Origin of the sequence: Selenomonas sp. oral taxon 920 (genome assembly GCF_001717585.1) — a bacterium.
GTDB lineage: Bacteria > Bacillota > Negativicutes > Selenomonadales > Selenomonadaceae > Centipeda.
Genome location: NZ_CP017042.1, coordinates 2,289,932 through 2,312,471, shown reverse-complemented (window position 1 = coordinate 2,312,471; position 22,540 = coordinate 2,289,932). Strand labels below are relative to the sequence as shown.

The window sequence follows — 22,540 nt, the reverse complement described above, 5'->3', positions numbered from 1 at the left end:
GGCTGTTTCATGCGTCTGTTTCAGGATGTGCAGATGCGGCGTATATGGCTGTGTTAAGGGGCTGTCTGTCATGCCTTTGGGTGCGGGGGACAGCTTTTTTTGCGTGCAAAAAACGAACGCAAAATTAGTTTTCGTACTGCACAAAAGTGTATTTCTTTTTTGATGGGATGGGTGTATAATTATAAAAATTTTCTATAACTATGAGCAATAATTATCAATTATAAATGGTGTATTGGTTAGGAGGATTCATGTGAGTAAAAGGGAGAGCTTATGGGAGGCCTATCTCGCAAAGGGCATGAGCCGCCGCAGCTTTTTGAAGGGCTGTGTGACGCTCACGTCCCTGATGGGGCTGAGCACGGACATGATGACGAAGGTCGTCGAGGCGGCGGAGACGAAGCCGCTGCCGGTCGTGATCTGGCTGCATGGGCACGAGTGCACGGGCTGCGATGAGTCCTTCATCCGCTCGGGTGCGCCGCTTGCATCCGATCTCGTACTGAACAGCATCGCGCTTGAGTACAGCCATGTCCTGAGTGCGGGCTGCGGTGAGCCGTTCGAGGAGCACCTCGAGACGACGATCAAAAAGTACCACGGGGAGTACATTCTCGCGGTCGAGGGCGCGGTTGCATCGGGCGCGCACGAGTATACCTGCATGTCGGGCGGACATCCCTTCTCGCATACGCTGAGGCGTGTCGCCGAGGGGGCAAAGGCGGTCATCGCCTACGGGACGTGTGCGACGGCGGGCGGCATCCAGGCGGCTGCGCCGAATCCGACGGAGTCCACGGGCATTCGCTCGTTCATTGGTTCAAAGCCCTACATCGCCGTGCCCGGCTGCCCGCCGATCCCCGAGGTCATGACGGGCGTCGTCATGCATGTCGCGCTCTTCGGTACGCTGCCCCCGCTCGACGGGGAGGGACGGCCGCGCCAGTTCTACGGCAACCGCATTCACGACACTTGCTACCGCCGTCCGTTCTTCGATGCGGGCATGTTTGCCGATCGCTTCGACGATGCGGGGGCAAAGGCGGGATGGTGTCTCTACCACCTCGGGTGCCGAGGACCTGAGACCTACAACTCCTGCGGCAATCTGCGCTGGTATCAGGGGATGTCGTACCCGATCCAGTCGGGTGCGCCCTGCATCGGGTGCAGCAATGCGAATTTCTGGGACGATGCACCCTTCTCGAAACGTCTGCCCGAGTATGACGGCATCGATGTGGATATGGTCGGTGCGGGTCTTGCCGTCGCTACGGCGGTCGGTGTCGCGGCACACGCGGGCGCGAGCCTTGTGCAGAAGAAATGCCACGAGAAGCAGCTCGAAAAAGAGGGAAAGCAGGTGCATGAATGAAACACGTTGTTGTCGACCCGATTACGCGCATTGAGGGACATCTGCGCGTTGAGATCCAGGTGGATGAGGCGACGGGCAAGGTCACGGATGCCATCTCCTCCGGTACGGCATGGCGCGGCCTCGAGCTCGTCATGAATGATCGCGACCCGCGTGACGCATGGGCATACATCCAGCGCATCTGCGGCGTCTGCACGTCGTCCCATGCGCTCGGCTGCCTACGTGCCGTGGAGGATGCGTTCGGCATCACCATCCCGAAGAACGCACACTATATTCGCAACATCATCGCGGCGTGTCTCGGACATCAGGACCACATCATCCATTTCTACCATCTGCACGCCCTCGACTGGGTCAGCCCGCTCGAGGCGCTCAAGGCGGATCCTGCGGCGACGGCGGCACTCCAGAATACGGTGCTCGCGACCTACCGTCTCCCCTTTCGCGGTCCTGCGGGGCTCGAGACGGAGGCATACCCGCATGACGTACCCGTATCGAATCCCGAGTACTATGCGGCGATCAAGGCGAAGGTGCAGAAGATCGTGGAGAGCGGCCAGCTCGGTATTTTCTCCGCGCAGTGGTGGGATCACCCCGACTATCAGATGCTGCCGCCCGAGGTGCATCTGATGGCGATTTCGCACTACCTCGAGATGCTGGACAAGCAGAAGGATCTCGTCGTACCGCACGTTGTCTTCGGCGGCAAGAACCCGCACCCACACTATGTGCTGGGCGGTATGCCCTGCTCCATCTCGATGGAGGACGGCAATGCGCCGATCAACACGGCACGCCTGGCGATTGTCGACCGCTCGATCCAGTCCGCGCGCCACATGATGAACGACTACTACCTGCCGGACGTGCTCGCCATCGGGCATCTGTATGTGCAGAAGGGCTATGTCTCGGGCGGCGGGCTCGCGAAGGAGCGCGTGCTCGCGTTCGGTATGTTCCCGCAGGAGCCGTTCAGCGGTGCGACAAACGGCGATTTCTTCAGCAAGCTGCTCGTACGCTGCAACGGCGTCGTGGAGAACTTCGCGGGCGGCGTGATGCAGGCAAAGGTTTATGACTTTAAGATGGAGGATGTCTCCGACCCCGAGGTCATCAGCGAGAGTGTTGAGCACGGCTGGTACGAGTACAGCGGCGGCGACAGCAAGGGTCTCCATCCGTGGGAGGGCGAGACGAAGCCGCACTACACGGAGCCGAAGGAAGGCACGAAGACGGAGTGGAAGGCGCTGAACGAGCAGGGCAAATACTCGTGGCTCAAGACGCCGAAATGGCGCGGCAAGCTCTGCGAGGTCGGTCCGCTCGCGCGTTACATCGTGCTCTACACGAAGGCAAAGCAGGGGCTGCTCGGCGACCTCACGTGGGCGGAGCAGATGATCGTCGACCAGATCGACGCGGTGACGAAGGTGCTCGGCGTTCCTGCCGAGGCGTGGCTGCCCTCGACGGTTGGCCGCACGGCGGCGCGTGCGCTCGATGCGCAGCTGCAGGCGGAGATCAGCAAGTTCTTCTTTGACAAGCTCGTCGCGAACATCAAGAGCGGCGACACGCGCGTGGTGAACAACGACAAGTGGGATCCCTCGACCTGGCCGAAGGAGGCAAAGGGCGTTGGCTTCTACGAGGCACCGCGCGGCGGACTCAGCCACTGGGTCGTCATCAAGGACGGCAAGGTCGCGAACTATCAGGCGGTCGTGCCGACGACGTGGAACGCCTGCCCGCGCGATGATGCGGCGGGACACGGCGCATACGAGATGTCGATGATGGATACGCCCGTGAAGATTGCGGACAAGCCGCTCGAGATCGTGAAGGCGGTGCGCTCGTTCGACCCGTGCATGGCGTGCTCGACTCACCTCTTTAACGCGAAGGGGGAGAAGATCCGCGTCGTCACGACCGACCCCTACGCCGGCGTGCGCGTGGACGAATAGGGGGCGATCCGCATGAAACAAGAAGAACGCAAGGAGTACTACCTCTTTAGCCCCTTTCTGCGCATCTTTCATTGGCTGATGGTCATTGCGATCATCGTGCTCTTTATCACGGGGTTCCTCATTACGAAGCCGCCCGTGATTCTTGCCTCCGAGCCGACGAATACGCCGCTCCTGATGAATCTCGTGCGCAACATCCACTTCATTGCGGCGTTTGCGTTCTGTGCGGGCTTCATCGGGCGCGTCTACGGCTTTATTATCAATCGCGGCGACCGCCTTTTCCCGCATTTCTGGAAAAAGCAGTACTATCTGGATGCGTGGGAGGTCGTGCAGCACTACATTTTCCTGCGTACGTCTCATCGCCCCTTCCTGCGCAACCCTCTGGCGCGCGCAGCATACGCGGGGCTGTATGTGATGGTGGCGGTCGAGGTGCTGACGGGCTTTGCCATGTACTACATGACGGAGCCGTCGGCGATTGGCGGCATCCTGTTCGGCTGGGTGAACCGTGTCCTCGGGAACGAGTTCATGTCGCATTTCGTGCATCACTATGCAGCGTGGGCGATTATGCTGTTCGCGATTGGGCATTTCTACCTCGTCGTCCGTGCGGAGTTCATGGAGGGCGAGGCGGAGGTCTCAAGTATGTTCGCAGGGTCGAAGCTGCTGCGGCATACGGCGGCGGACGCGCAGGATGTGGAGTAAATCTTTGGGAGCGTTTCTGCGTGTCCAACGCGAACGCTTAGTTGCGCAAGCGATCATGTGCTTATTCGCCTAAATACCGGCGCACTTCTTAAACGCGCTGCGCTTGGACGAAAGAAGTACGCCGGGGGCGAAACGCACATTTTACTCGCTTGCTCCACTAGGGTTCGCTTTTGGACAACGCGTCGCCTCCTCTCTCACGACGGGCGTCTTGGGCAATCAAGGCAGGCCTGCCGATGGGGACTTCTGTGACGCAAGTGACTACTCTCGTTAGAATATAAAGGAGCAACATATGTGTAAAGAATGCGGCTGCGGGCTCGCGGAGAGTACGACGCATTTACAGTTTTTTGTCAAGGGCTATACGGCGGAGAATGCTGCCGCCGTGGAGAAGGCTCTGCTCGGCCTTGCGGGTGTGCTCTATGTGCACATCCACACGCACGACGGTGAGACGACGGTGGACTATGACCCGGCAAAGACGAAGATGACGGAACTCATCAGCACCTTTGCTGCACACAATCTCTCGGCGGAGCTCTAGGATGCACGAGATGGCGATTGCCGAGGGCATCCTTGACATCGCCCTCACGCACGCACGGGACAATGATGCGCAGCGCATCGAGCGCATCCACCTCCTCCTCGGCGAGCTCTCGGGGGTGGAGACGGAGGCGCTGACGCTTGCCTTTCGGACGCTCGTGCGCGGGACCATGGCGGAGACGGCGGCACTGACGTGGACGCGCATCCCCCTTGCGGGACGCTGCCACGACTGCGGCAAAGAACGCGCACTGCGCCCGCAGGACTACCTCTGTCCCGACTGCGGCGGCGGGATGGAGTTCACGCATGGGCGCGAGATGCGCGTCGACTATATAGAGATGGAATAGGTATGAAGGTAGTTGTAAAGGCGGACATCCTCGGGCGGAATGAGGCGACGGCGGCGGAGAACGCGGCACTCTTTGCGCGGCATGGCATCTACGCGCTGAATCTCCTCGGCTCGCCCGGCTGCGGCAAGACCTCGCTGCTCGAGCAGACGCTTGCGGCGCTCGGCGGGGAGCTGCGCATGGCGGTCGTCGAGGGAGATCTCTTCACGACGAAGGATGCGGCGCGGATCGAACGCTGCGGCGCACCCGTCGTGCAGATCAACACGAGCGGCGGCTGTCATCTGGATGCGGCGATGGTCGCGGCGGCACTTGGGAAACTGGATTTGTCCGCGCTCGACCTCCTCGTGATTGAAAATGTCGGCAACCTTGTCTGTCCCGCCGAGTTTGCGCTCGGCGAGGATGCAAAGGCGGTCGCGCTCAGCATCACGGAGGGCGACGACAAGCCGCTGAAGTACCCGCTCATTTTCAAGGAGTCGGCGGTGGCTCTCCTCAACAAGGTGGACATTCTGCCCTATACGAATTTCGATATGGAGGCGGCGGAGCGCGACATCACGGCACTCCATCCCGGCATTGCCGTGCTGCCCGTCTCGTGCCGTACGGGCGAGGGGCTCCCCGTGTGGTATGACTGGCTGCGCGCGCAGGTGCAGGCGAAGAAGAAACAGACGTGACAATAGGAGGAAGGCGATGAGCGTAATCGATGACCAGTTGGTTGCGGTGGCGCCCGTGACGGTGCTCGGCATCGGCAATATTATTTTGCGGGACGAGGGCTTTGGCGTGCGTGCCGTGGAGTATCTGGAGGAGCACTTCCACTTTCCGCACGATGTCCGTCTGCTCGACGGCGGGACGCTCGGCCCCGAGCTGCTGCATTTCGTCACGGGGACACAGAAGCTGCTCATCCTCGATGCGGTCGCGGGCGACGCACCTGCGGGCACGGTCTACCGCTTTGAGGACGACGCGGTGATGGCGCATTTTCAGGAAAAGATGTCTTCACATGAAATCGGGATTCAGGATGTGCTCGCGTGGCTGACGGTGACGGAGCGGGCGATTCCGAACGTCGTTGTGCTCGGAATGCAGCCGTACGAGGTGACGGCGGGGCTCTCGCTCAGTCCGGAGATGGCGGCGGCACTGCCGCACTTTGCGCATCGTGCGGTGGAGGAGCTGGTACGCTGGGGAATTGTTCCCGCAGAGCGTCCGAAACAGAGCCGGCAGAGCGCATGAGCGCGCATCAGGGCGGCGATTCCATACATCCTGCGGGAGGCGCGCGTACAAGGCGCGCTTTTCGTGTCTCAGGGATTGTGCAGGGCGTGGGGTTCCGCCCCTTTGTCTATCGGCTTGCCGTGAGGTACGGACTGGCGGGATGCGTGTGGAATGACAGCGCGGGTGTCGGCATCGAGGCGGAGGGGACGGCGGCGGCTCTCGATGCGTTTGCAGAGGACGTGCGCGCGGAGGCTCCGCTTGCGGCATCTGTAACCGCTGTGACATTCGAGGAGGTCTCGCCGACGGGGGCACAGGTCTTTCAGATCCTGCCGAGCCCTGCGGGAACGGTCGCGCGGACGCTTGTCTCACCCGACCTCGCGGTCTGTGCGGACTGCCGCCGTGAGATTTTGTCCGATGAAAACAGGCGGCACGGCTACGCCTTTACGAACTGTACGAACTGCGGCCCGCGCTACTCGATCATCCGCGGCGTTCCCTATGATCGTCCGCTGACCTCGATGGCTTCGTTTCAGATGTGTGATGCGTGCCAGCGCGAGTACGATGACCCCGCTGATCGCCGCTTTCACGCCCAGCCGAATGCGTGCGCGGATTGCGGCCCCGCCTATCGTCTCCTCGTCGATGGGGCGGCGCAGGAGGGCGATCCGTTCGCGCGGGTGCGGGAGATTGTCGCGGCGGGCGGCATTGTTGCGGTCAAGGGCATCGGCGGCTATCATCTCGCGTGCGATGCGCGCAGTGACGCGGCGGTGCGCCGCCTGCGGGCGAGGAAGCACCGTGAGGCGAAGGCACTCGCCGTGATGGCGGGGTCGATGGAACTGGTGCGGTCGCTGTGTGTCGTCTCCGAGGAGGAGGAGCGGTGGCTCATGTCTCCTGCCGCGCCAATTGTGCTGCTTCGTCGGTGCACGGATGCGTCGGATGCTGTCGCACAGAGCGCTGCGCCGGGGAATGCGTACCTCGGCGTGCTGCTGCCGTATGCCCCCGTGCATCTGCTTTTGCTCGCGGCAAACGACCTCTGGGTGATGACGAGTGCGAACCTCAGCGGTGCGCCGATGATGTGCGAGGATGCGGCTGCCGTGCGGGGGCTTGCGGGAATTGCGGATGCGATTCTCGTGCACAATCGGGAGATCGTGCACCGCGTTGACGATTCGGTGATGCGCATGACGGCGGGCGGACGGCAGATCATCCGCCGCAGCCGCGGCTTTGCGCCGACACCGCTTGCGCTGCCGTCTGCACGGGAATGCACGGTGCTCGCGGGCGGCGCAGAGCTGAAGAATACGTTCTGCCTGACGCGCGGGGCAGAGGCGTTTCTGAGCGAGCATATCGGCGATCTGATGGAGCGTTCTGTACTTGCGTCCTACGAGGCGACCATCGCACATTACGAGCAGTTCTTTGCGGTGCGGCCGGAGGTGCTTGCAGCAGACCTCCATCCTGCCTATCTCTCGGGGCAATACATGACGGCGCGTGCCGCACGGGAGGGGCTTCCGCTCGTGCGCGTGCAGCACCATCACGCGCACATTGCTGCGGTGCTCGCCGAACACGCCTGTCATGAGCGCGTGCTCGGTGTCGCGCTCGACGGGACGGGGTACGGCGATGACGGTGCTTCGTGGGGCGGGGAGTTTATGGCTGCGGATTTGGCAGCCTATGAGCGGTGCGCCCACTTTGCCTATATCCCCCTGCCGGGCGGCGACCGAGCGGCCGCAGAGCCGTGGCGGCTCGCGCTCTGGGTGCTCCACGGGATGTACGGGGCAGAGCTTGCGGCGCATGCACCGCGCTTTGCGGCTGCACTTCCCGCAGGATGGGAACTGCTGATGCAGGCGACGGCGGCGGGGGTGAATGCACCGCCGACCTCGAGCGCGGGGCGGCTCTTCGATGCGGCGGCGGCACTGCTCGACATTTGCCGCGTAAATGTGTACGAGGGACAGGCGGCAATCGGACTGGAACTCTGTGCGCGGCACGCACGGCGGGCGGGCGTTGTGCTGCCGTATCGTATGAACTGCGCGTCTGTGTCGATGACGGTGGATTTTTTTCCTGTGCTGTGTGCGCTGGCGGACGGCGCAGAGGGGCTGACGGCGGAGGAGCGTGCGGGACGTGCGCTTGACTTCCATGTGACGATGGCGGCGGCGGTCGCGGAGATGCTCGGCATTTTGGCAACGCGGACGGGACTTCGCACGGCGGTGCTTTCGGGCGGTGTGTTCCAGAATGCGCTGCTGCTGGAGAATCTGCTCACGCGTCTCGGCGATTTCCGTGTGCTCCTGCCGCACAACGCCCCGCCGAACGATGGCGGCATTGCGTATGGGCAGGCGGCGGCGGCGCTCGCACGGATGGGATGATAAAGATGATTGGAGTTTTTGATTAGCCTTTGTGCGTGCCCGTCGCGAACGCTTAGTTGCGCAAGCGTTCGTGCGCTTGTACGCTTAAATACCGTCGGACTTCTTAAACGCGCTTCGCTTGAACGAAAGAAATCCGACGGGGCGTACCGCGCACTTTTCCCACTTGCTCCACTAGGGTTCGCTCAGGGCATCGCACTGCGGAGGCTTACCCCGATTGCCGTCAAAGCCTCCCCTGCCCGGCGAGGCGTAACGATGCCGCAATATTAGCCTCCCCCGTTGCTACGGGGGAGGTGGCACGCGTCAGCGTGACGGTAGGGGCACTTTGAACGTGCAAGGATACGTTTTGATAGAGATGGAATCCAACAAGATTTAGAGGAGAAACTATGTGTTTAGCAGTTCCTGCAAAAATCGTTGACATACAGGATCAGCTTGCCTCGGTGGAGGTGAGCGGAGTGCGCCGCGCGGCAAGTCTCATGCTGCTGCCAGAGGCGACGGTGGGCGACTATGTGCTCGTCCACGCGGGCTTTGCGATGCAGATCGTTGCGGCGGAGGAGGCGGAGCGCATCGAGGCTCTGCGGGCGGAGATGCACGGTGCGCCGCGTACGGTGGAGAGCATCCCATGAGGAGCGCACAGGACACGCGGCAGGCTGCCTCGGAGATCGTTGCGGATCTGCGCCGCATTCTCGCGGCACGGAGCAGGAGCATCCGCATTATGGAGGTCTGCGGCACGCACACGGTTGCGATTTTTCGCGCGGGACTGCGGCAGATTCTGCCCGAGGGCATCGAGCTGGTCTCGGGGCCCGGCTGCCCTGTCTGTGTGACGGCGGACGACTACATCGACGCAGCGATTGCGTATGCGGGGATGGAGGATGTCATCATCACAACGTTCGGCGATATGCTGAAGGTGCCGGGTACGCATTCAAGCCTTGCCGAGGTGCAGGCACAGGGCGCGGATGTCCGCATCGTCTACTCGCCGCTCGACGCGCTCACGGTCGCAGCGGAAAATCCGAGCAAGCAGGTTGTATTCCTTGCCGTCGGATTTGAAACGACCGCGCCAACCGAGGCTGCGGCGGTGCTCGCGGCTAAGAAGCAGGGGCGCGGGAACTTCTTTTTGCTCTCCGCGCAAAAGCTCGTCCCGCCCGTGATGCGTGCGCTCCTCGATGGCGGGGAGACGCGCGTTGACGGCTTCCTCCTGCCGGGACACGTCTCGGTGGTGACGGGGACGGATGCCTTTGACTTCCTCGCGCAGGACTACCATATCCCCGGTGTTGTGGGCGGCTTTGAGCCGCTCGAGATTCTGCGTGCTCTGCAGATGATTGTGCATCAGATCGGCGCAGGGGAGGCGCGCGTCGAGAACGCATACGAGACGGTTGTGCGGCGGGAGGGCAATCCGGTCGCGCGTGCGGCAATCGAGCGTGTCTATGAACCTGCGGCGGTGCGTTGGCGCGGGCTGGGTGAAATCCCCGCCTCGGGGCTCGTGATGCGGGAGGAATATGCGGCGTTCGATTTTGCCTGCGTACGTCCGCTCGCGCTTGCGGCGGTCGGGGATGGGCGGAACGGATGCCGCTGCGGCGAGGTGCTGCGCGGTGCAATCGTGCCGCGTGACTGTGCGCTCTTTGGCAGGGCATGTGTGCCGGAGCACGCGATCGGCCCGTGCATGGTGTCGGTCGAGGGAACGTGTGCCGCATGGTATAAATATGGGGGAGGAAAATTCCGCTATGGAGCATGAGGTCATCACACTCGCGCACGGTGCGGGCGGACAGCTTAGTCACGCGCTGATGGAGGAGGTCGTGCTGCCGGAGCTCGGCAATACGATTCTCAATACGCTGCATGACGGTGCCATCCTGCCCAGTGCGGGACGCGTGGCGTTCACCACGGATTCCTACGTCGTGCAGCCGCATTTCTTCCCCGGCGGGAGCATCGGGCGGCTTGCCGTCTGCGGGACGGTCAACGATCTCGCGATGACGGGCGCAGTCCCGCGCTGGCTCTCGCTCGCGGTCATCCTCGAAGAGGGCTTCCCGATGGAGACCCTGCGCCGCATCGTGCGCGACATCCGCACGGCGGCAGAGGAGGCGGGCGTTCTCATCGTGACGGGCGATACGAAGGTTGTGCCGCGCGGCTGCGGCGACGGCATCTACATCAATACGGCGGGCGTCGGGGAGATGATCGAGGGTGTGGACATCGCGCCGACGAACATCAAGGCGGGCATGGACATCATCGTCTCGGGCACGCTCGGCGACCATGCGGCGACCGTCATGGCGGCGCGGCATGACCTGACGCTCCCGCCCGAAATACAGAGCGACAGTGCGCCGCTCTGCCATCTGACGGCGGCGATGCTCGCGGCGGCACCGACGATTGCCGTGCTGCGCGATCCGACGCGCGGCGGCGTGGCGGCGTCGCTGAACGAGCTTGCGGCGGCGGCGCATGTCGGCATCCTGCTGGACGAGGCTGCGATTCCCGTGCATCCCGCCGTGCAGGGAGTCTGTGACATCCTCGGATTCGACCCGCTCACACTCGCGAATGAGGGGAAACTCCTCGCCTTTGTCCCGCCCGAAGACACAGAACGCGTACTCGCGGTGATGCGCGCTGACCCGCACGGACGCGCGGCGTGTGTCATCGGACACACAACCGCAGAGGAGGCGGGCACCGTGGGGCTGCGCACCTCTCTCGGCGGCATCCGCGTGGTGGACCTGCCGCTCGGGGAGCTTGTGCCGCGCATTTGCTGAATATCCGCTGAGAATTCGCTGTGGCGCAGGGGAAACTTGTGGGGGCGATACTCCGCAGCAAACCCTAGTGGAGCAGGCGGAATCGAGGGTACGTTCTGGCCCTGCGGATTTTAACCGTTCAAGCGAAGCGCGTTTGGAATCCGCAGGTATTTCAGCAGATAAGTGCCCGAGCGCTTGCGTAACGAGGGGGCTGCGAGGAGTATTGCCCCCTCAAAAAATATTTCCGCGCACGAAAAAAGCGGACAGTGGTCAGCTGCCCGCTTTCTTTTGAGAATCGATGAGAACCTAGCCTTTCTCCCGATTCCTCCTTTTTATTCATCTGTAGTAGGATGATAAAAAGCTACTTCGTGAGATGCACATCGGGAATCTCGACATCGTGATGTGTGTCGGGATCGACATTCGAATATACGCCCGGCTTCGTCTCGAACGACTTCAGATTGTCCGCGTTTGCCTCGAGCATATCCTCGATGAAGCGTTCCACTGCATCTGCAAAATATACTGCCATCGCAATTCCTCTTTTCCATATCTATGCCTGCGCCGCAGCGCTCTTATTACTAGGCTTACCTTAGCACTTTTTCTGTGCAGAGAAAAATATTTCTTCATGATAAAATAATAGGCTGGCACTATAAAAATATTTTATCTTATCTGTGACATTTTTACTGTTCGAATCCGTTCATATATAGTAAACTAATAAGCAGCATAGCTTTTTTAAATTGTAAGGCGAGTTCTTTCTGCTTCCTGTGTAAGAGGAGATGATCCGATGACGTTGGTACAAATGCGATATTTCTATGAGGTCTGCCAATGGCAGAACATCACGAAGGCGGCGGAGCATCTCCATGTCTCGCAGCCGACCGTGACGGTCGCCATGCAGGCGCTCGAGGCGGAGACGGGGCTGAACCTCTTTCACCGTGAGGGACGCAAGATCACGGTGACAGCGGACGGAGCGAAGCTCCTCGGCAAGGTCTCCTACATCCTCACGGAGGTCTCGCGCCTCGATGATGAGATCCGCGACATGGCACACCGTCATGCGAAGGTGCGCATTGCAATGCCGCTGCAGCTCGGCGTCGTCTTCCTGCCGCACATCCTCGGCGGCTTTCGCCGCGAGCACCCCGAGATCGAACTTGAGATCATCGAGACAGGCGGCGTGAGTGCGCTCCAGATGGTCGAGGAGGAAAAGCTGGACTTCGCCCTGACAAATTACACGGTCGATTTCAGCACGCGTCTCTCGTACGCGAAGCTCTTTGATTGTGAGTGCACCTTCGTCACACGTCCCGATCATCCCTTTGCGGGGTGGCACTCGCTCAGCATCACCGACCTGCGGGATGAGCCGCTCGTCATGCTCGACAGCAATTTCTTCGTCGATCGCCTTGTGCAGGATGCCTACGGGCGCGCGGGCGAGAAGCCGAATGTCATCCACTACTCGCCGTATCTGCACACGGTCAAGAACCTTGTGCACGCGGGGATTGGCTCGACCTTCCTCGCACGGCCGTCCGTGCTGCCGACGGACAACTTCGTCCAGATTCCATTGCTCGATCCCATCTTCATCAACAGCGGTCTCGTCACGAAGAAGGGGCGCCAGACCTTCGACGACGTACGGCTCGTCATGAACTACCTGCGCGGGCTGACGAAGGAGCTGCTCGGCGGGAAGAAGAAAGATTCTGACCAGCGTACAATGAAATAGAGCCCTAGCCCCCGCCTTGCAACATTTATTATGCAAAGGCGGGGGCTTTGTGTTATAATGAAACGAATATTGCCTTTCGACAGGACATCGTGTTATATCATACATACAGGAGTGTGAAACCGCTTGTTTGGAATATCTTCGATTCTTAAACGCTTTCTCGGCGACAACAACGACAAGGAGATCGCACGCTACCGCGAGATCGTCGAGCAGATCAACGCGCTCGAACCCACGATGGCGAATCTCACGGACGACAAGCTGACGGGCTATACGCGGAAATTCCGCGAGCAGCTTGCAGAGGGCGCGGCAATGGAGGAGATTCTCCCCGAGGCGTTTGCCGTTGTACGCGAGACCTCGCGCCGCGTGCTCGGCATGCGTCATTTTGACGTGCAGCTCATCGGCGGCATCTGCCTCCACGAGGGGCGCATCGCCGAGATGCGCACGGGCGAGGGCAAGACCCTCGTCGCGACCACGGCAGTCTACCTCAATGCGCTCGAAGGCAAGGGCGTCCACGTTGTCACGGTCAACGACTACCTCGCACGCCGCGACAGCGAGTGGATGGGAAAGCTCTATCGCTATCTCGGTCTCTCCGTGGGGCTTATTGCACACAACATGGACTTCCCCGAGCGCAAAGCCGCGTATGCGGCGGACGTGACGTTCGGAACGAACAACGAGTTCGGCTTTGACTACCTGCGCGACAACATGGTGCTCTCCGAGGGGCAGATGGTGCAGAGACCGCTCCACTATGCGATCGTGGATGAGGTGGACTCCATCCTCATCGACGAGGCGCGTACGCCGCTCATCATCTCAGGGCCGGGGACAAAGTCCACGGACAACTACCGCGTCATGGCAGAGGCGGTGCGCCACCTCAAGGAGGGCGAGGACTACACGGTCGACGAGAAGCAGAAGACCGTCGCGCCGGCGGACAGTGCCGTGCCGAAGATTGAGAAGATCGTCGGCATCACGAATCTCTACGCGCCCGAGAACATCGAGCTCTCGCACTGCTTTACGGCGGCACTGCGCGCAAAGGCACTGATGCACCGCGACCGCGACTACGTGGTGCGCGATGATGAGATCATCATTGTCGATGAGTTCACGGGCCGCCTCATGGAGGGGCGCCGCTACTCGGACGGTCTTCATCAGGCGATCGAGGCGAAGGAAGGCGTGAAGATTCAGCGTGAGTCGCAGACGCTCGCGAGCATCACCTTCCAGAACTACTTCCGTATGTATGAGAAGCTCGCGGGCATGACGGGCACGGCAAAGACCGAGGAGAACGAGTTCCTCAAAATCTATAACCTGCCCGTCATTGTCATCCCGACGAACAAGCCCATCCAGCGCATTGACGAGCCGGATGTGATCTACAAGACAAAGGCGGCAAAATACCGCGCGGTGGGCAATGCGGTCAAGGAGATCCACGAGACGGGCCAGCCGATCCTCATCGGTACAACCTCGATCACGCAGTCCGAGGAGATGTCGAACGTCCTCAAAAAGAACGGCATCCCGCACGTTGTCCTGAACGCGAAGTTCCACGAGAAGGAAGCGGAGATTGTCGCGAATGCAGGGCAGAAGGGTGCGGTCACAATCGCAACCAACATGGCGGGCCGCGGCACGGACATCAAGCTCGGCGAGGGTGTTGAGGCACTCGGCGGACTCTACATTGTCGGCACGGAGCGCCACGAGTCGCGGCGCATTGACAATCAGCTGCGCGGCCGTTCGGGGCGTCAGGGCGACCCCGGTGCATCCAAGTTCTTCCTCTCGCTCGAGGACGATCTGATGCGTCTCTTTGCCTCCGACCGCATCGCAGGCATCATGGACCGCCTCGGCATGGAGGAGGACGAGCCGATCGAGCACGCGATCATCACACGCTCGATCGAGCACGCGCAGAAGAAGGTCGAGGCGCGCAACTTCGACATCCGCAAGCACGTCCTCGAGTATGACGATGTCATGAATCAGCAGCGCGAGGTCATCTACGGCGAGCGCAAGAAGATTCTGCTCGGCGAGAACCTGCGCGAGAACATCCTCGCGATGGTGAAGCATATCATCAAGGACGAGATGACGCAGTACGCGAACGAGAAGCTCTATCCCGAGGAGTGGCAGCTGGACGCGCTCATCGAGGACGCAGAGAAGGTCTACGCGCCGCAGGGGCGGCTCAAGAAAGAGGAGCTCGAAGTGCTCGCGCGCGACGAGATCCAGGAGGAGCTCGAAAAGGTCGCCGAGGAGGGCTACCGCACGCGTGAGCTGATGTTCGGCGAGGAGAATATGCGCGAGCTCGAGAAGGTCGTCATGCTCCGCGTCGTCGATCAGAAGTGGATGGATCATCTCGACCATATGGATATGCTGCGTGAGGGCATCAACCTGCGCGCGTACGGGCAGCGCAACCCGCTTGTCGAGTACAAGATCGAGGCTCTCACGATGTTCGAGGAGATGGAGGCGGCCATCATGGATCAGATCGCCTCCCTCATGTACCATGTAAGCATCGTCACGCCCCAGGCTGCGGCCGCCGCAGCCCCTGTGGCGGAGGACGGTACGCCGCGCCCCGCTCCAGTGGTGGACGAGGGGGCACAGCGGCGCGCGGAGCAGCTGCTCGCACGCGAGCGCTCGAAGCTCGAGGATCACCTCTCGACCGCCCGCGCCTCGCACGGCGATGAGTCCGTGCCTGCTGAGGCAAGGGCGGAGAAGGGCGAGGACGGGAAGAAGGTCGGGCGCAACGATCCGTGCCCCTGCGGCAGCGGGAAGAAGTATAAGAACTGCCACGGGAAGGATAAATGACAAGGGATCGCGGAGTATGCCCAACGCGAACGCTTAGTTACGCAAGTGATCGCGTGCTTATTCGCCGAAATACCTGCGGACTTCTTAAACGCGCTGCGCTTGAACGAAAGAAGTACGCCGGGGGGCGAGTCGCACGCTTTACTCACTTGCTCCACTAGGGTTTGCTTATGAGCATCCTGCCGCATTCCACCGAATACGAAAGCCTCCCCCGTCGGTACGGGGGAGGTGGCGAACGGAGTGAGCCGGTGGGGGCGCTTTGAACGGTTCGTTGTTACATCACGTTGAACAGGAAACAGGGATTTACATTTTAAGGAAAAAACAATGCTGGAAGATCTGAAACCGATACTGAATGATCTGGGCGAAAAGCTCGATCAGATGCGCATCTCTCTGGAGATCCCCGCGAAGGAGGAGAAGATCGCCGAGCTCGAGTACAAGATGGGTGAGCCGTCCTTCTGGGATGATGCGGCGGCGGCGCAGAAGCTGAATCAGGAACTCGCCGCGCTGAAGGGCGGAGTTGATACGTACCGTGACCTTATGGCGAAGTACGAGGACGCCGAGACCCTGTATGAAATGGGCATCGAGGAGAACGATGCCTCGATGGAGGCGGACATCCGCGCGGAGCTGACCCTTATTTCCGAGGGCCTTGAAACGCTCCAGCTCGAGGTCCTGCTCTCGGGTGAGTACGATGCGAACGATGCCATCCTGACGCTCCACGCGGGCGCGGGCGGCACGGAGGCACAGGACTGGACGCAGATGCTCCTCCGTATGTACGGCCGCTGGGCGGAGCGGCACGGCTTCACCGTCGACACAGCCGACCTGCAGCCGGGCGACGAGGCGGGCGTGAAGTCCGCAACGCTCTTTATCAAGGGGCACAATGCGTACGGCTTCTTGAAGTCCGAGAAGGGCGTTCACCGCCTCGTCCGCATCTCGCCGTTTGACTCGCAGGCGCGGCGGCACACGTCGTTCTCCGCGTGCGATGTCATGCCCGAAATTGATGATGCTGTGGAAGTTCCCATCAATATGGACGATGTGCGCGTCGACTACTTCCGCGCGAGCGGTGCGGGCGGGCAGCACATCAACAAGACCTCGTCTGCCGTGCGCATGACGCATGAGCCGACGGGCATTGTCGTGCAGTGCCAGAATGAGCGCTCACAGCTCCAGAACAAGGAGCAGTGTCTGAAGATGCTCCGCGCAAAGCTGTTTGAGCTGGAGCAGGAGAAGAAGGAAGAGGAGATCGCGAAACTCGAGGGCGTGCAGCAGAAAATCGAGTGGGGCAGTCAGATCCGCTCCTATGTGTTCCAGCCGTATACGATGGTGAAGGACGTGCGCACGAACGCCGAGACGGGCAACGTGCAGGCGGTCATGGACGGGGACATCGATCCCTTTATCCGTGCGTACCTGAATGCGAAGGCAAATCACGAATTCTAAGGAGTAAACCTCATGCAGAAAGTATCTGCTGTTATTCTCATGCTCGTCGCTGTGCTTGTCTGCGGCATCTTTGCCCTGCCGCGCGCGGTTACGACGATCGTGACGGACAGTCTGCGTGCGCGCACGGGGGCGGAGGAGGTGCAGATCTCCATCACGGACAGCCCGCGTCTCATCTTCGGTGAGATCGGCGCGATGGACGGCGTACTGCGGCAGGGACGCATCGGGAAGGTGTTTGTGCGCGAGCTGACCGTCACGGGCACGAACCTGCGCTTTGACATGAGGCAGCTCCTCTCCGAGCAGCAGCTTGTCCTCACCGCAGCGGAGAGCGTCGAGATGCGCGGCATCGTCGATGCGGACGCGATTCGCGAGCTCATTACGAATGCAGCGGATAAATTCACCGACGTTGCCGTCACGGTGCATCCGGGAAGCGTCCTCACAACAGCAAAGACGCGCGCGTTCGGACAGACCTTTGAGGTCACGATTGAGGGAGGCTTCTCCATTGTCAGCGGCGACCTCTACTACAAGGCACGCCGTATCTCTGCGCGTGGGATGGGGCTGAATGTGCTGAGTCTCGATGGGCTCTTCCCAGATGTGCTCGTTGCACGCGCCGACACGCTGCCGTTCGGGCTCGCGTTCCAGACCGTCGAGGCGAAGGACGGCGTGGTTATTCTGACGGCGGGGAAATAAGGAATTATACATGAAGAAATTTCACTATCATCCGATCCTCTTGGCGGCGATCCTCGTCGGCTTCATCGCGAGCCTCGTGATCGGCATGGAGCGCCACGCTGTAGAGGAGAACTCACGCACGGTGGAGCTCGCCGTCGACTACGAGGGCCTGCTCGAGCTCGCCGCGCGTGAGGGACTGCCCGCAGAAGATGTGCTTGCCCGCGCCAAGGAGGTGGGCATCACCTCGCTCGCTGTCTACGAGACGACCTTTGAAAAATTCAACAAAAACGGAAAGGCAAACGCAGTGCAGGGAGCGGATCTCCTTGCCGCCTACCATACGGGAACGCTCACCGACCCGCGCTGGCGTGCGCTCGTCGAGGAAGGCAAGATTGTCGGTACGGAGATCTACGTTGTTTCGCATGACCCCGTGACCTATGCCGAGCTCAAGGAAGATCTCCTGCGCCGCTTCGGCGCGGCGCGTGTCACCGTGTATACGGTCGGCGCGGATGAGGTCCTCGCGGTCAAGGATCATTACGAGGCATTCGAGAAGCGCAACATCGGGCTGCCGTCCGATGAGATGCGTGCCGTCAACGCGGCGGGCTTCGACGTGATCGCACGCCCCTCGAACTACCATGCGTGTACGCCGGACGATGTACACGCTGTCTTTGCACGCATGGACGGCATCGCTGTGTCGGATATCGTGTTCTCGGGACAGGAGTGCCTCGGTGCGCCGCAGGCTCTCCAGACGACCATCGACGAGATGAAGGCACGCCGTCTGCCCCTCGGACTGATCGAGGGCGTGACTCAGCTCCAGTTTTACAAACAGCAGGGCATGGACGAGATCGCGGCGGGCGTCGGCTACGGCAGCGTCGCACGCCTTTACTCCATCCCGAAGGACGAGCTGAAAAAGCTCAAGATCGATGCCGCCGTCGAGCGCTGGGTGACGACGGATGAGGAGCGCAACATCCGCATCAATCTCCTGCGCATCTACGAGGAACCCGCGCCGAATATGAGCCTCATCGAGACGAACATGAAGTACTTCGCGGACACGCGTGCCGCGCTCGAATCGCATGGGTTCAAGATCGGGCGGGCGGGCATGTTCGCCTCGTACGAGCCATCCTCCATTCTGCGGGCGCTCGTCATCATGGGCGTCGCTGCGGCGGGCGTGCTCTATCTCTCGCTCGTCATTCCCGCGCTGAATCGTCGGCGGAAGGCTGTCCTGCTCTTCTTCGTCGCTGCGGCACTCATCTCGATGATGCCGGTCCTGATCGGCGCGGGCAGCAAGGTGCGTGTTGTCGCGGCTCTCGCGAGTGCAAATCTCTTTCCGACGCTTGCCGTTGTTGCACTGCTCGACCTCCTGCGCGGGCGGCGCTTCCAGAAGGGCGCGCCGACGTGGCGCATCCTCGTTGCAGGGCTCGTGCTGCTCGGCATCACGAGCGGGCTCTCCATGATCGGTGCGTCCTATCTCTCGGGTGCGCTCGCGGATACGCGCTATCTCCTCGAGTTTGACATCTTCCGCGGGATCAAGCTGACCTTTGTCCTGCCGATGATCCTCGTCGCCGCTGCCTTCCTGCAGCGGTTCGACATCTTTGATGGGCAGTTCGATGCCTCGGCGGGCGTGTTCGGACAGCTGCGGGAGATTATGGCGACCCCCGTGCGCGTCGGCTCGCTCCTCGGAGGACTCGTCCTCATCGGGGCGCTCGTTGTTTTGGTTCTCCGCAGCGGGCACACCTCGGGGATGCCCGTGCCCGGCATCGAGCTGAAGATGCGTGCGGCGCTTGAGCAGCTCTTCTACGCGCGCCCGCGCACAAAGGAGTTCATGATCGGTCATCCCGCGTTCCTGCTCGCCATCTACGGTGCGGCACAGCGGTGGCGGACGTGGATCGTCTTTGCTCTTGTGCTTGCGGCGACCATCGGACAGGGCTCGATGGTTGAGACCTTCGCGCACATGCGGACACCGGTGGAGATGTCGCTTGTGCGCGGCATCGGCGGGGTCTTCCTCGGCGGCGCAATCGGCGCGGTGCTCGTGGCGCTCGTCGCGGCATGGAATCATCTCTTGGAGCGTGTGCGGAAAGCGGTCTGAATTTGTGCGTGCACGCCCTTGCAAGGGCGAAGGGGCGCTTTGAGCAATAAAGGAAGATCGTCATAGGAATGGGAAATGGAGGGCATTCTACCCGATGAAGCGGATCGTTGTATCGGGGTACTACGGGGCAAAGAACGCGGGCGACGAAGCCATGCTCGCGGCGATGCTCGAGGTGCTCGCGGATTTGGACCCGGAACTTCATATCACCGTCATCAGCGCCGATCCTGCAGACACCGAGCGACGCCACGGTGTGCACGCGGTAGGTTCCCTTGATGTGGGCGGAATCCTCGGTGCGATGCGTCGTGCCGACCTCCTCATCAGCGGCGGCGGCAGCCTCCTGCAGAACGTCACGAGCCGCCGCAGCCTTTACTACTATATGGGCATTATTTTGCTCGCACTGCTTCTTGGGAAAAAGGTCATGCTGTATGCGCAGGGGATCGGCCCTGTCACGGGGCGTTTTGCGTGCCGCTCGATGCGCTGGCTCGGCAACCGCGTCTCCCTTATCACCGTGCGTGACGAGGGCTCGATGGCAGAGCTGCGCCGCCTCGGCATCACGCGGCCGCCGATGGAGTGCACGGCAGATCCCGTGCTCGGCATTCATCCCGTCGGACGGGAGGCAGGGCGCGCCATCCTCAGCCGCTATGGCGCGGACGGCGCAAAGCCCGTTGTCGGCATCTCCGTGCGCGACTGGCAGGGCTGGCAGCACTACAAGGAGATCCTCGCCGAGATCAGTGATGCCATCGTGCGCGAACTGGACGCGCGCGTCGTCTTCCTCCCCATGCAGTATCCCGAGGACGTGCGCACGGCAAAGACCGTCGCCGCATGGACGAAAGAGGAGTGTACCGTTCTCGCGGATGAGTACAGCACGAGCGAGCTCCTCTCCCTCGTCGCCAACATGGATCTGATGATCGGCGTACGCCTTCACGCACTGATCTTTGCAGGCGTGATGGGCGTTCCCATGATCGGCATCTCATATGATCCGAAGGTCGATCGCTTCCTGCGTTCCATCGGCGAGAAGCCTGTCAATGACCTGCAGGACATCACGACTGCGAGCGTCCTGAAGGAGGTGCGCCGCAAATGGGCGGCGCGGCACGACTTTACGGCGGCAAACGCCGATCTCCTCACACAGATGCGGGGACTCGCGGCGCGCAACGCAGAGCTCGCGATGGGGCTTGTGCGGGGGAAAGGGTAGTGTGTATATTTTCTACTTGTCAATCGCTAAGGGAATTGCTATAATAAAAGCAGAAAGAAACGCCCTATGCGGCATCTTTCCGAAGTTGCGAATTGTTTTTGAACAACCGCTCACTTGGCAGAGTGGGCGGCTACTTTTTTGTTATCGCGAGTATATAGCCTGTGGCAACGATTAACAACAAAATCGCACCGATTTCAGACATCTCACTCACCCCCTTTCGGGGGAAAGACACCGCCGCGGGATTTCTCCCGCCCAGGACGTTTCGTCTGCATTATACACGGGATTATGTAAAAATACAAACGAATTTTCTGCAACGTAGGCAGAATGAAGCCGCATCCAATCATTTCTATGAGAGGATGCGGCTTTTGTCGTATATCTTGTTACTCCTCAATCGTCACCTGCATACCGACGTTTACGTGTTCCTTGAGCGCGCAGAGATCCTCATTGTTCATGCGGATGCAGCCCTCGGAGGCGCGCGTCCCGATGCTCGCGGGATCGTGCGTGCCGTGGATGCCGATGCCGTCCCATGCGCCTCCTGAGAGCGCAGACGTATCGAGACTGATGAAGTACGGGCCGTATGCGCCCTCGATCTCGCCCTTGCCGTCATGGAAATCATGCGTCCAGTAGGAGGAGTCAAGCACCTCGTCGATGGGGAAGCTGCCGTTGGGGGTCTTCATGTCGCCGCTCACGCGCTTCTGTCCCGCGTTCTTGCCGAGCGCAATCGGCCATGAGTTTACGACGTCGCCGTCTGCGAGGAGATAGAGACGGAACTCGCTCTTCTTGATAAGGATGCTCGTTCCGGCGGGTGCCTTTTGGGCCGGCTGGGACGGCGGCTCTGCAGGCGGCTTTTCCTCTGCAGCAGAGGCGGCCTCAACAGGCGCTGCTGCGGCTGGCGGAACTTGTGCCGATGTGTCCGCAGGGGCAGGGGCAGACGAAATGGCAGGAGCGGGGGCTGTGGGCTTCTCGTTTGATGGGCTCAGGGAGGTGTATGCCCCATAGGCGAACGCGAGGATCAGTACGCAGCCGAGCAGAGCAAAGAGCCTCGTATTGCTACGCTGTTTGCGGCGTATACGGACGGAGCGCAGATCATTTTGTCGCATTGTGCGCGCTCCTTTTCTTAAATCTTCTTGCAGAAGTCGGCAGAGACCCAGCCATCGGAGCCGTTGGCCCGGCGCACATAGTACCAGCCGTCTGTGCTCCCGATGAGGGAGAGGTACTCGCCGTTGTCAAAATAGCCCAGGATTACATCGTTTGTGCTCGGGCCTTCGCGCATCCGCACCTCCGTGCCGTGAATCTGACCATGCGTGTTCGGGGGGAGGAGGAACATCTCATGCCGCAGACTGTCAACGACAATGCGGGGCTCCGGAGATGGCGGCGCCGCAGGAGCTGATGCCGGCGCCGGTGCGGAGGCCTGCGTCTGCGATGGCGTGAGCGCAGAGGCCTGCGTCTGCGTTTGGGATGGTGCGCGCGTCTGCGCATCGCTCTGAGCAGACGACTGCGCCGCATCCTGGGTCGTCGCTTGCTGCGGCGGATTTTTGGCATCGCCGTTCCAATCATCCATCAGCTTGCTGATGGGATTGGAGCACCCGGCGGTGCAGAGAAGGAGGGCGGTCATTCCGATGAGAAGCAGGGGGCGCATGGG

Annotated in this window: 20 protein-coding genes; 17 read left to right on the top strand and 3 right to left on the bottom strand. The window is 61.2% G+C overall.

Going from position 1 to position 22,540, the window contains the following annotated elements:
* Positions 1–250: 250 nt before the first annotated feature.
* The 11 genes from BCS37_RS11035 to hypE all read left to right on the top strand — a co-directional run bounded on the left by BCS37_RS11035 (position 251) and on the right by hypE (position 11,082).
* Positions 251–1,339, top strand: coding sequence for a hydrogenase small subunit (locus tag BCS37_RS11035; protein ID WP_069181451.1), 1,089 nt, complete (start codon positions 251–253; stop codon positions 1,337–1,339).
* Positions 1,336–3,249, top strand: coding sequence for a nickel-dependent hydrogenase large subunit (locus tag BCS37_RS11030; protein ID WP_069181450.1), 1,914 nt, complete (start codon positions 1,336–1,338; stop codon positions 3,247–3,249). Before BCS37_RS11035 ends, BCS37_RS11030 begins: the two co-directional genes overlap by 4 nt.
* A gap of 12 nt (positions 3,250–3,261) precedes the next feature.
* Positions 3,262–3,945, top strand: coding sequence for a Ni/Fe-hydrogenase, b-type cytochrome subunit (gene cybH / locus BCS37_RS11025; protein WP_069181449.1), 684 nt, complete (start codon positions 3,262–3,264; stop codon positions 3,943–3,945).
* 289 nt (positions 3,946–4,234) lie between these two features.
* On the top strand, positions 4,235–4,477 hold the full coding sequence (locus BCS37_RS11020) for a hypothetical protein (RefSeq protein ID WP_069181448.1): 243 nt from the start codon (positions 4,235–4,237) through the stop codon (positions 4,475–4,477).
* Position 4,478: 1 nt separating this feature from the next.
* Positions 4,479–4,817 (top strand): hydrogenase maturation nickel metallochaperone HypA, encoded by a 339-nt coding sequence (hypA, locus tag BCS37_RS11015; protein ID WP_006692431.1) that lies wholly within the window; start codon positions 4,479–4,481, stop codon positions 4,815–4,817.
* Between the two features lie 2 nt (positions 4,818–4,819).
* Positions 4,820–5,482 carry a hydrogenase nickel incorporation protein HypB gene (gene hypB, locus BCS37_RS11010; RefSeq protein WP_069181447.1) on the top strand — a complete coding sequence of 221 codons (663 nt, stop codon included), beginning with the start codon at positions 4,820–4,822 and terminating at the stop codon, positions 5,480–5,482.
* Positions 5,483–5,498: 16 nt separating this feature from the next.
* Positions 5,499–6,032 (top strand): HyaD/HybD family hydrogenase maturation endopeptidase, encoded by a 534-nt coding sequence (locus BCS37_RS11005; protein WP_069181446.1) that lies wholly within the window; start codon positions 5,499–5,501, stop codon positions 6,030–6,032.
* Positions 6,029–8,356, top strand: a complete 2,328-nt coding sequence (gene hypF, locus BCS37_RS11000; protein ID WP_069181445.1) for a carbamoyltransferase HypF — start codon at positions 6,029–6,031, stop codon at positions 8,354–8,356. The genes BCS37_RS11005 and hypF overlap by 4 nt, the downstream gene beginning before the upstream one ends.
* Positions 8,357–8,739: 383 nt before the next feature.
* On the top strand, positions 8,740–8,979 hold the full coding sequence (locus BCS37_RS10995) for a HypC/HybG/HupF family hydrogenase formation chaperone (RefSeq protein WP_069181444.1): 240 nt from the start codon (positions 8,740–8,742) through the stop codon (positions 8,977–8,979).
* On the top strand, positions 8,976–10,085 hold the full coding sequence (hypD, locus tag BCS37_RS10990; protein ID WP_069181443.1) for a hydrogenase formation protein HypD: 1,110 nt from the start codon (positions 8,976–8,978) through the stop codon (positions 10,083–10,085). Before BCS37_RS10995 ends, hypD begins: the two co-directional genes overlap by 4 nt.
* On the top strand, positions 10,075–11,082 hold the full coding sequence (gene hypE, locus BCS37_RS10985; protein ID WP_069181442.1) for a hydrogenase expression/formation protein HypE: 1,008 nt from the start codon (positions 10,075–10,077) through the stop codon (positions 11,080–11,082). The genes hypD and hypE overlap by 11 nt, the downstream gene beginning before the upstream one ends.
* A gap of 340 nt (positions 11,083–11,422) precedes the next feature.
* Here the strand turns inward: hypE and BCS37_RS12120 are convergent, their stop codons facing one another.
* A complete protein-coding gene (locus tag BCS37_RS12120) occupies positions 11,423–11,587 on the bottom strand; it encodes a hypothetical protein (RefSeq protein ID WP_173862603.1) in 165 nt (54 codons plus the stop codon).
* Positions 11,588–11,842: 255 nt separating this feature from the next.
* Between BCS37_RS12120 and BCS37_RS10980 the strand changes: the two genes are divergently transcribed.
* The 6 genes from BCS37_RS10980 to csaB all read left to right on the top strand — a co-directional run bounded on the left by BCS37_RS10980 (position 11,843) and on the right by csaB (position 20,898).
* On the top strand, positions 11,843–12,763 hold the full coding sequence (locus BCS37_RS10980) for a LysR family transcriptional regulator (RefSeq protein WP_069181441.1): 921 nt from the start codon (positions 11,843–11,845) through the stop codon (positions 12,761–12,763).
* Positions 12,764–12,886: 123 nt separating this feature from the next.
* The gene (gene secA / locus BCS37_RS10975; RefSeq protein WP_069181440.1) at positions 12,887–15,529 is read left to right on the top strand and encodes a preprotein translocase subunit SecA; all 2,643 of its coding nucleotides are present in this window, start codon (positions 12,887–12,889) and stop codon (positions 15,527–15,529) included.
* A 321-nt stretch (positions 15,530–15,850) separates the two neighbouring features.
* Entirely contained in the window at positions 15,851–16,957 is a 1,107-nt protein-coding gene (gene prfB, locus BCS37_RS10970; RefSeq protein ID WP_069181439.1) for a peptide chain release factor 2, read from the top strand.
* Between the two features lie 12 nt (positions 16,958–16,969).
* Complete coding sequence (locus tag BCS37_RS10965) at positions 16,970–17,644, top strand: LmeA family phospholipid-binding protein (protein WP_069181438.1); 675 nt, start codon at positions 16,970–16,972, stop codon at positions 17,642–17,644.
* A 10-nt stretch (positions 17,645–17,654) separates the two neighbouring features.
* On the top strand, positions 17,655–19,706 hold the full coding sequence (locus BCS37_RS10960) for a DUF5693 family protein (RefSeq protein ID WP_069181437.1): 2,052 nt from the start codon (positions 17,655–17,657) through the stop codon (positions 19,704–19,706).
* Positions 19,707–19,800: 94 nt separating this feature from the next.
* Complete coding sequence (csaB, locus tag BCS37_RS10955; RefSeq protein ID WP_069181436.1) at positions 19,801–20,898, top strand: polysaccharide pyruvyl transferase CsaB; 1,098 nt, start codon at positions 19,801–19,803, stop codon at positions 20,896–20,898.
* Positions 20,899–21,278: 380 nt separating this feature from the next.
* Here csaB and BCS37_RS12305 read toward each other — a convergent pair whose 3' ends face one another.
* Entirely contained in the window at positions 21,279–21,998 is a 720-nt protein-coding gene (locus BCS37_RS12305) for a L,D-transpeptidase (protein ID WP_237142712.1), read from the bottom strand.
* Between the two features lie 17 nt (positions 21,999–22,015).
* The gene (locus BCS37_RS10945; protein ID WP_069181435.1) at positions 22,016–22,537 is read right to left on the bottom strand and encodes an SH3 domain-containing protein; all 522 of its coding nucleotides are present in this window, start codon (positions 22,535–22,537) and stop codon (positions 22,016–22,018) included.
* Positions 22,538–22,540 lie beyond the last annotated feature (3 nt).

What these genes read in the sequence shown, in the direction of transcription:
- BCS37_RS11030 (WP_069181450.1), top strand. Translation starts at nt 1,336, where the DNA reads ATGAAACACGTTGTTGTCGACCCGATTACGCGCATTGAGGGACATCTG.
- cybH (WP_069181449.1), top strand. Translation starts at nt 3,262, where the DNA reads ATGAAACAAGAAGAACGCAAGGAGTACTACCTCTTTAGCCCCTTTCTG.
- BCS37_RS11020 (WP_069181448.1), top strand. Translation starts at nt 4,235, where the DNA reads ATGTGTAAAGAATGCGGCTGCGGGCTCGCGGAGAGTACGACGCATTTA.
- hypA (WP_006692431.1), top strand. Translation starts at nt 4,479, where the DNA reads ATGCACGAGATGGCGATTGCCGAGGGCATCCTTGACATCGCCCTCACG.
- hypB (WP_069181447.1), top strand. Translation starts at nt 4,820, where the DNA reads ATGAAGGTAGTTGTAAAGGCGGACATCCTCGGGCGGAATGAGGCGACG.
- BCS37_RS11005 (WP_069181446.1), top strand. Translation starts at nt 5,499, where the DNA reads ATGAGCGTAATCGATGACCAGTTGGTTGCGGTGGCGCCCGTGACGGTG.
- hypF (WP_069181445.1), top strand. Translation starts at nt 6,029, where the DNA reads ATGAGCGCGCATCAGGGCGGCGATTCCATACATCCTGCGGGAGGCGCG.
- BCS37_RS10995 (WP_069181444.1), top strand. Translation starts at nt 8,740, where the DNA reads ATGTGTTTAGCAGTTCCTGCAAAAATCGTTGACATACAGGATCAGCTT.
- hypD (WP_069181443.1), top strand. Translation starts at nt 8,976, where the DNA reads ATGAGGAGCGCACAGGACACGCGGCAGGCTGCCTCGGAGATCGTTGCG.
- hypE (WP_069181442.1), top strand. Translation starts at nt 10,075, where the DNA reads ATGGAGCATGAGGTCATCACACTCGCGCACGGTGCGGGCGGACAGCTT.
- BCS37_RS12120 (WP_173862603.1), bottom strand. Translation starts at nt 11,587, where the DNA reads ATGGCAGTATATTTTGCAGATGCAGTGGAACGCTTCATCGAGGATATG.
- BCS37_RS10980 (WP_069181441.1), top strand. Translation starts at nt 11,843, where the DNA reads ATGACGTTGGTACAAATGCGATATTTCTATGAGGTCTGCCAATGGCAG.
- prfB (WP_069181439.1), top strand. Translation starts at nt 15,851, where the DNA reads ATGCTGGAAGATCTGAAACCGATACTGAATGATCTGGGCGAAAAGCTC.
- BCS37_RS10965 (WP_069181438.1), top strand. Translation starts at nt 16,970, where the DNA reads ATGCAGAAAGTATCTGCTGTTATTCTCATGCTCGTCGCTGTGCTTGTC.
- BCS37_RS10960 (WP_069181437.1), top strand. Translation starts at nt 17,655, where the DNA reads ATGAAGAAATTTCACTATCATCCGATCCTCTTGGCGGCGATCCTCGTC.
- csaB (WP_069181436.1), top strand. Translation starts at nt 19,801, where the DNA reads ATGAAGCGGATCGTTGTATCGGGGTACTACGGGGCAAAGAACGCGGGC.
- BCS37_RS12305 (WP_237142712.1), bottom strand. Translation starts at nt 21,998, where the DNA reads ATGCGACAAAATGATCTGCGCTCCGTCCGTATACGCCGCAAACAGCGT.
- BCS37_RS10945 (WP_069181435.1), bottom strand. Translation starts at nt 22,537, where the DNA reads ATGCGCCCCCTGCTTCTCATCGGAATGACCGCCCTCCTTCTCTGCACC.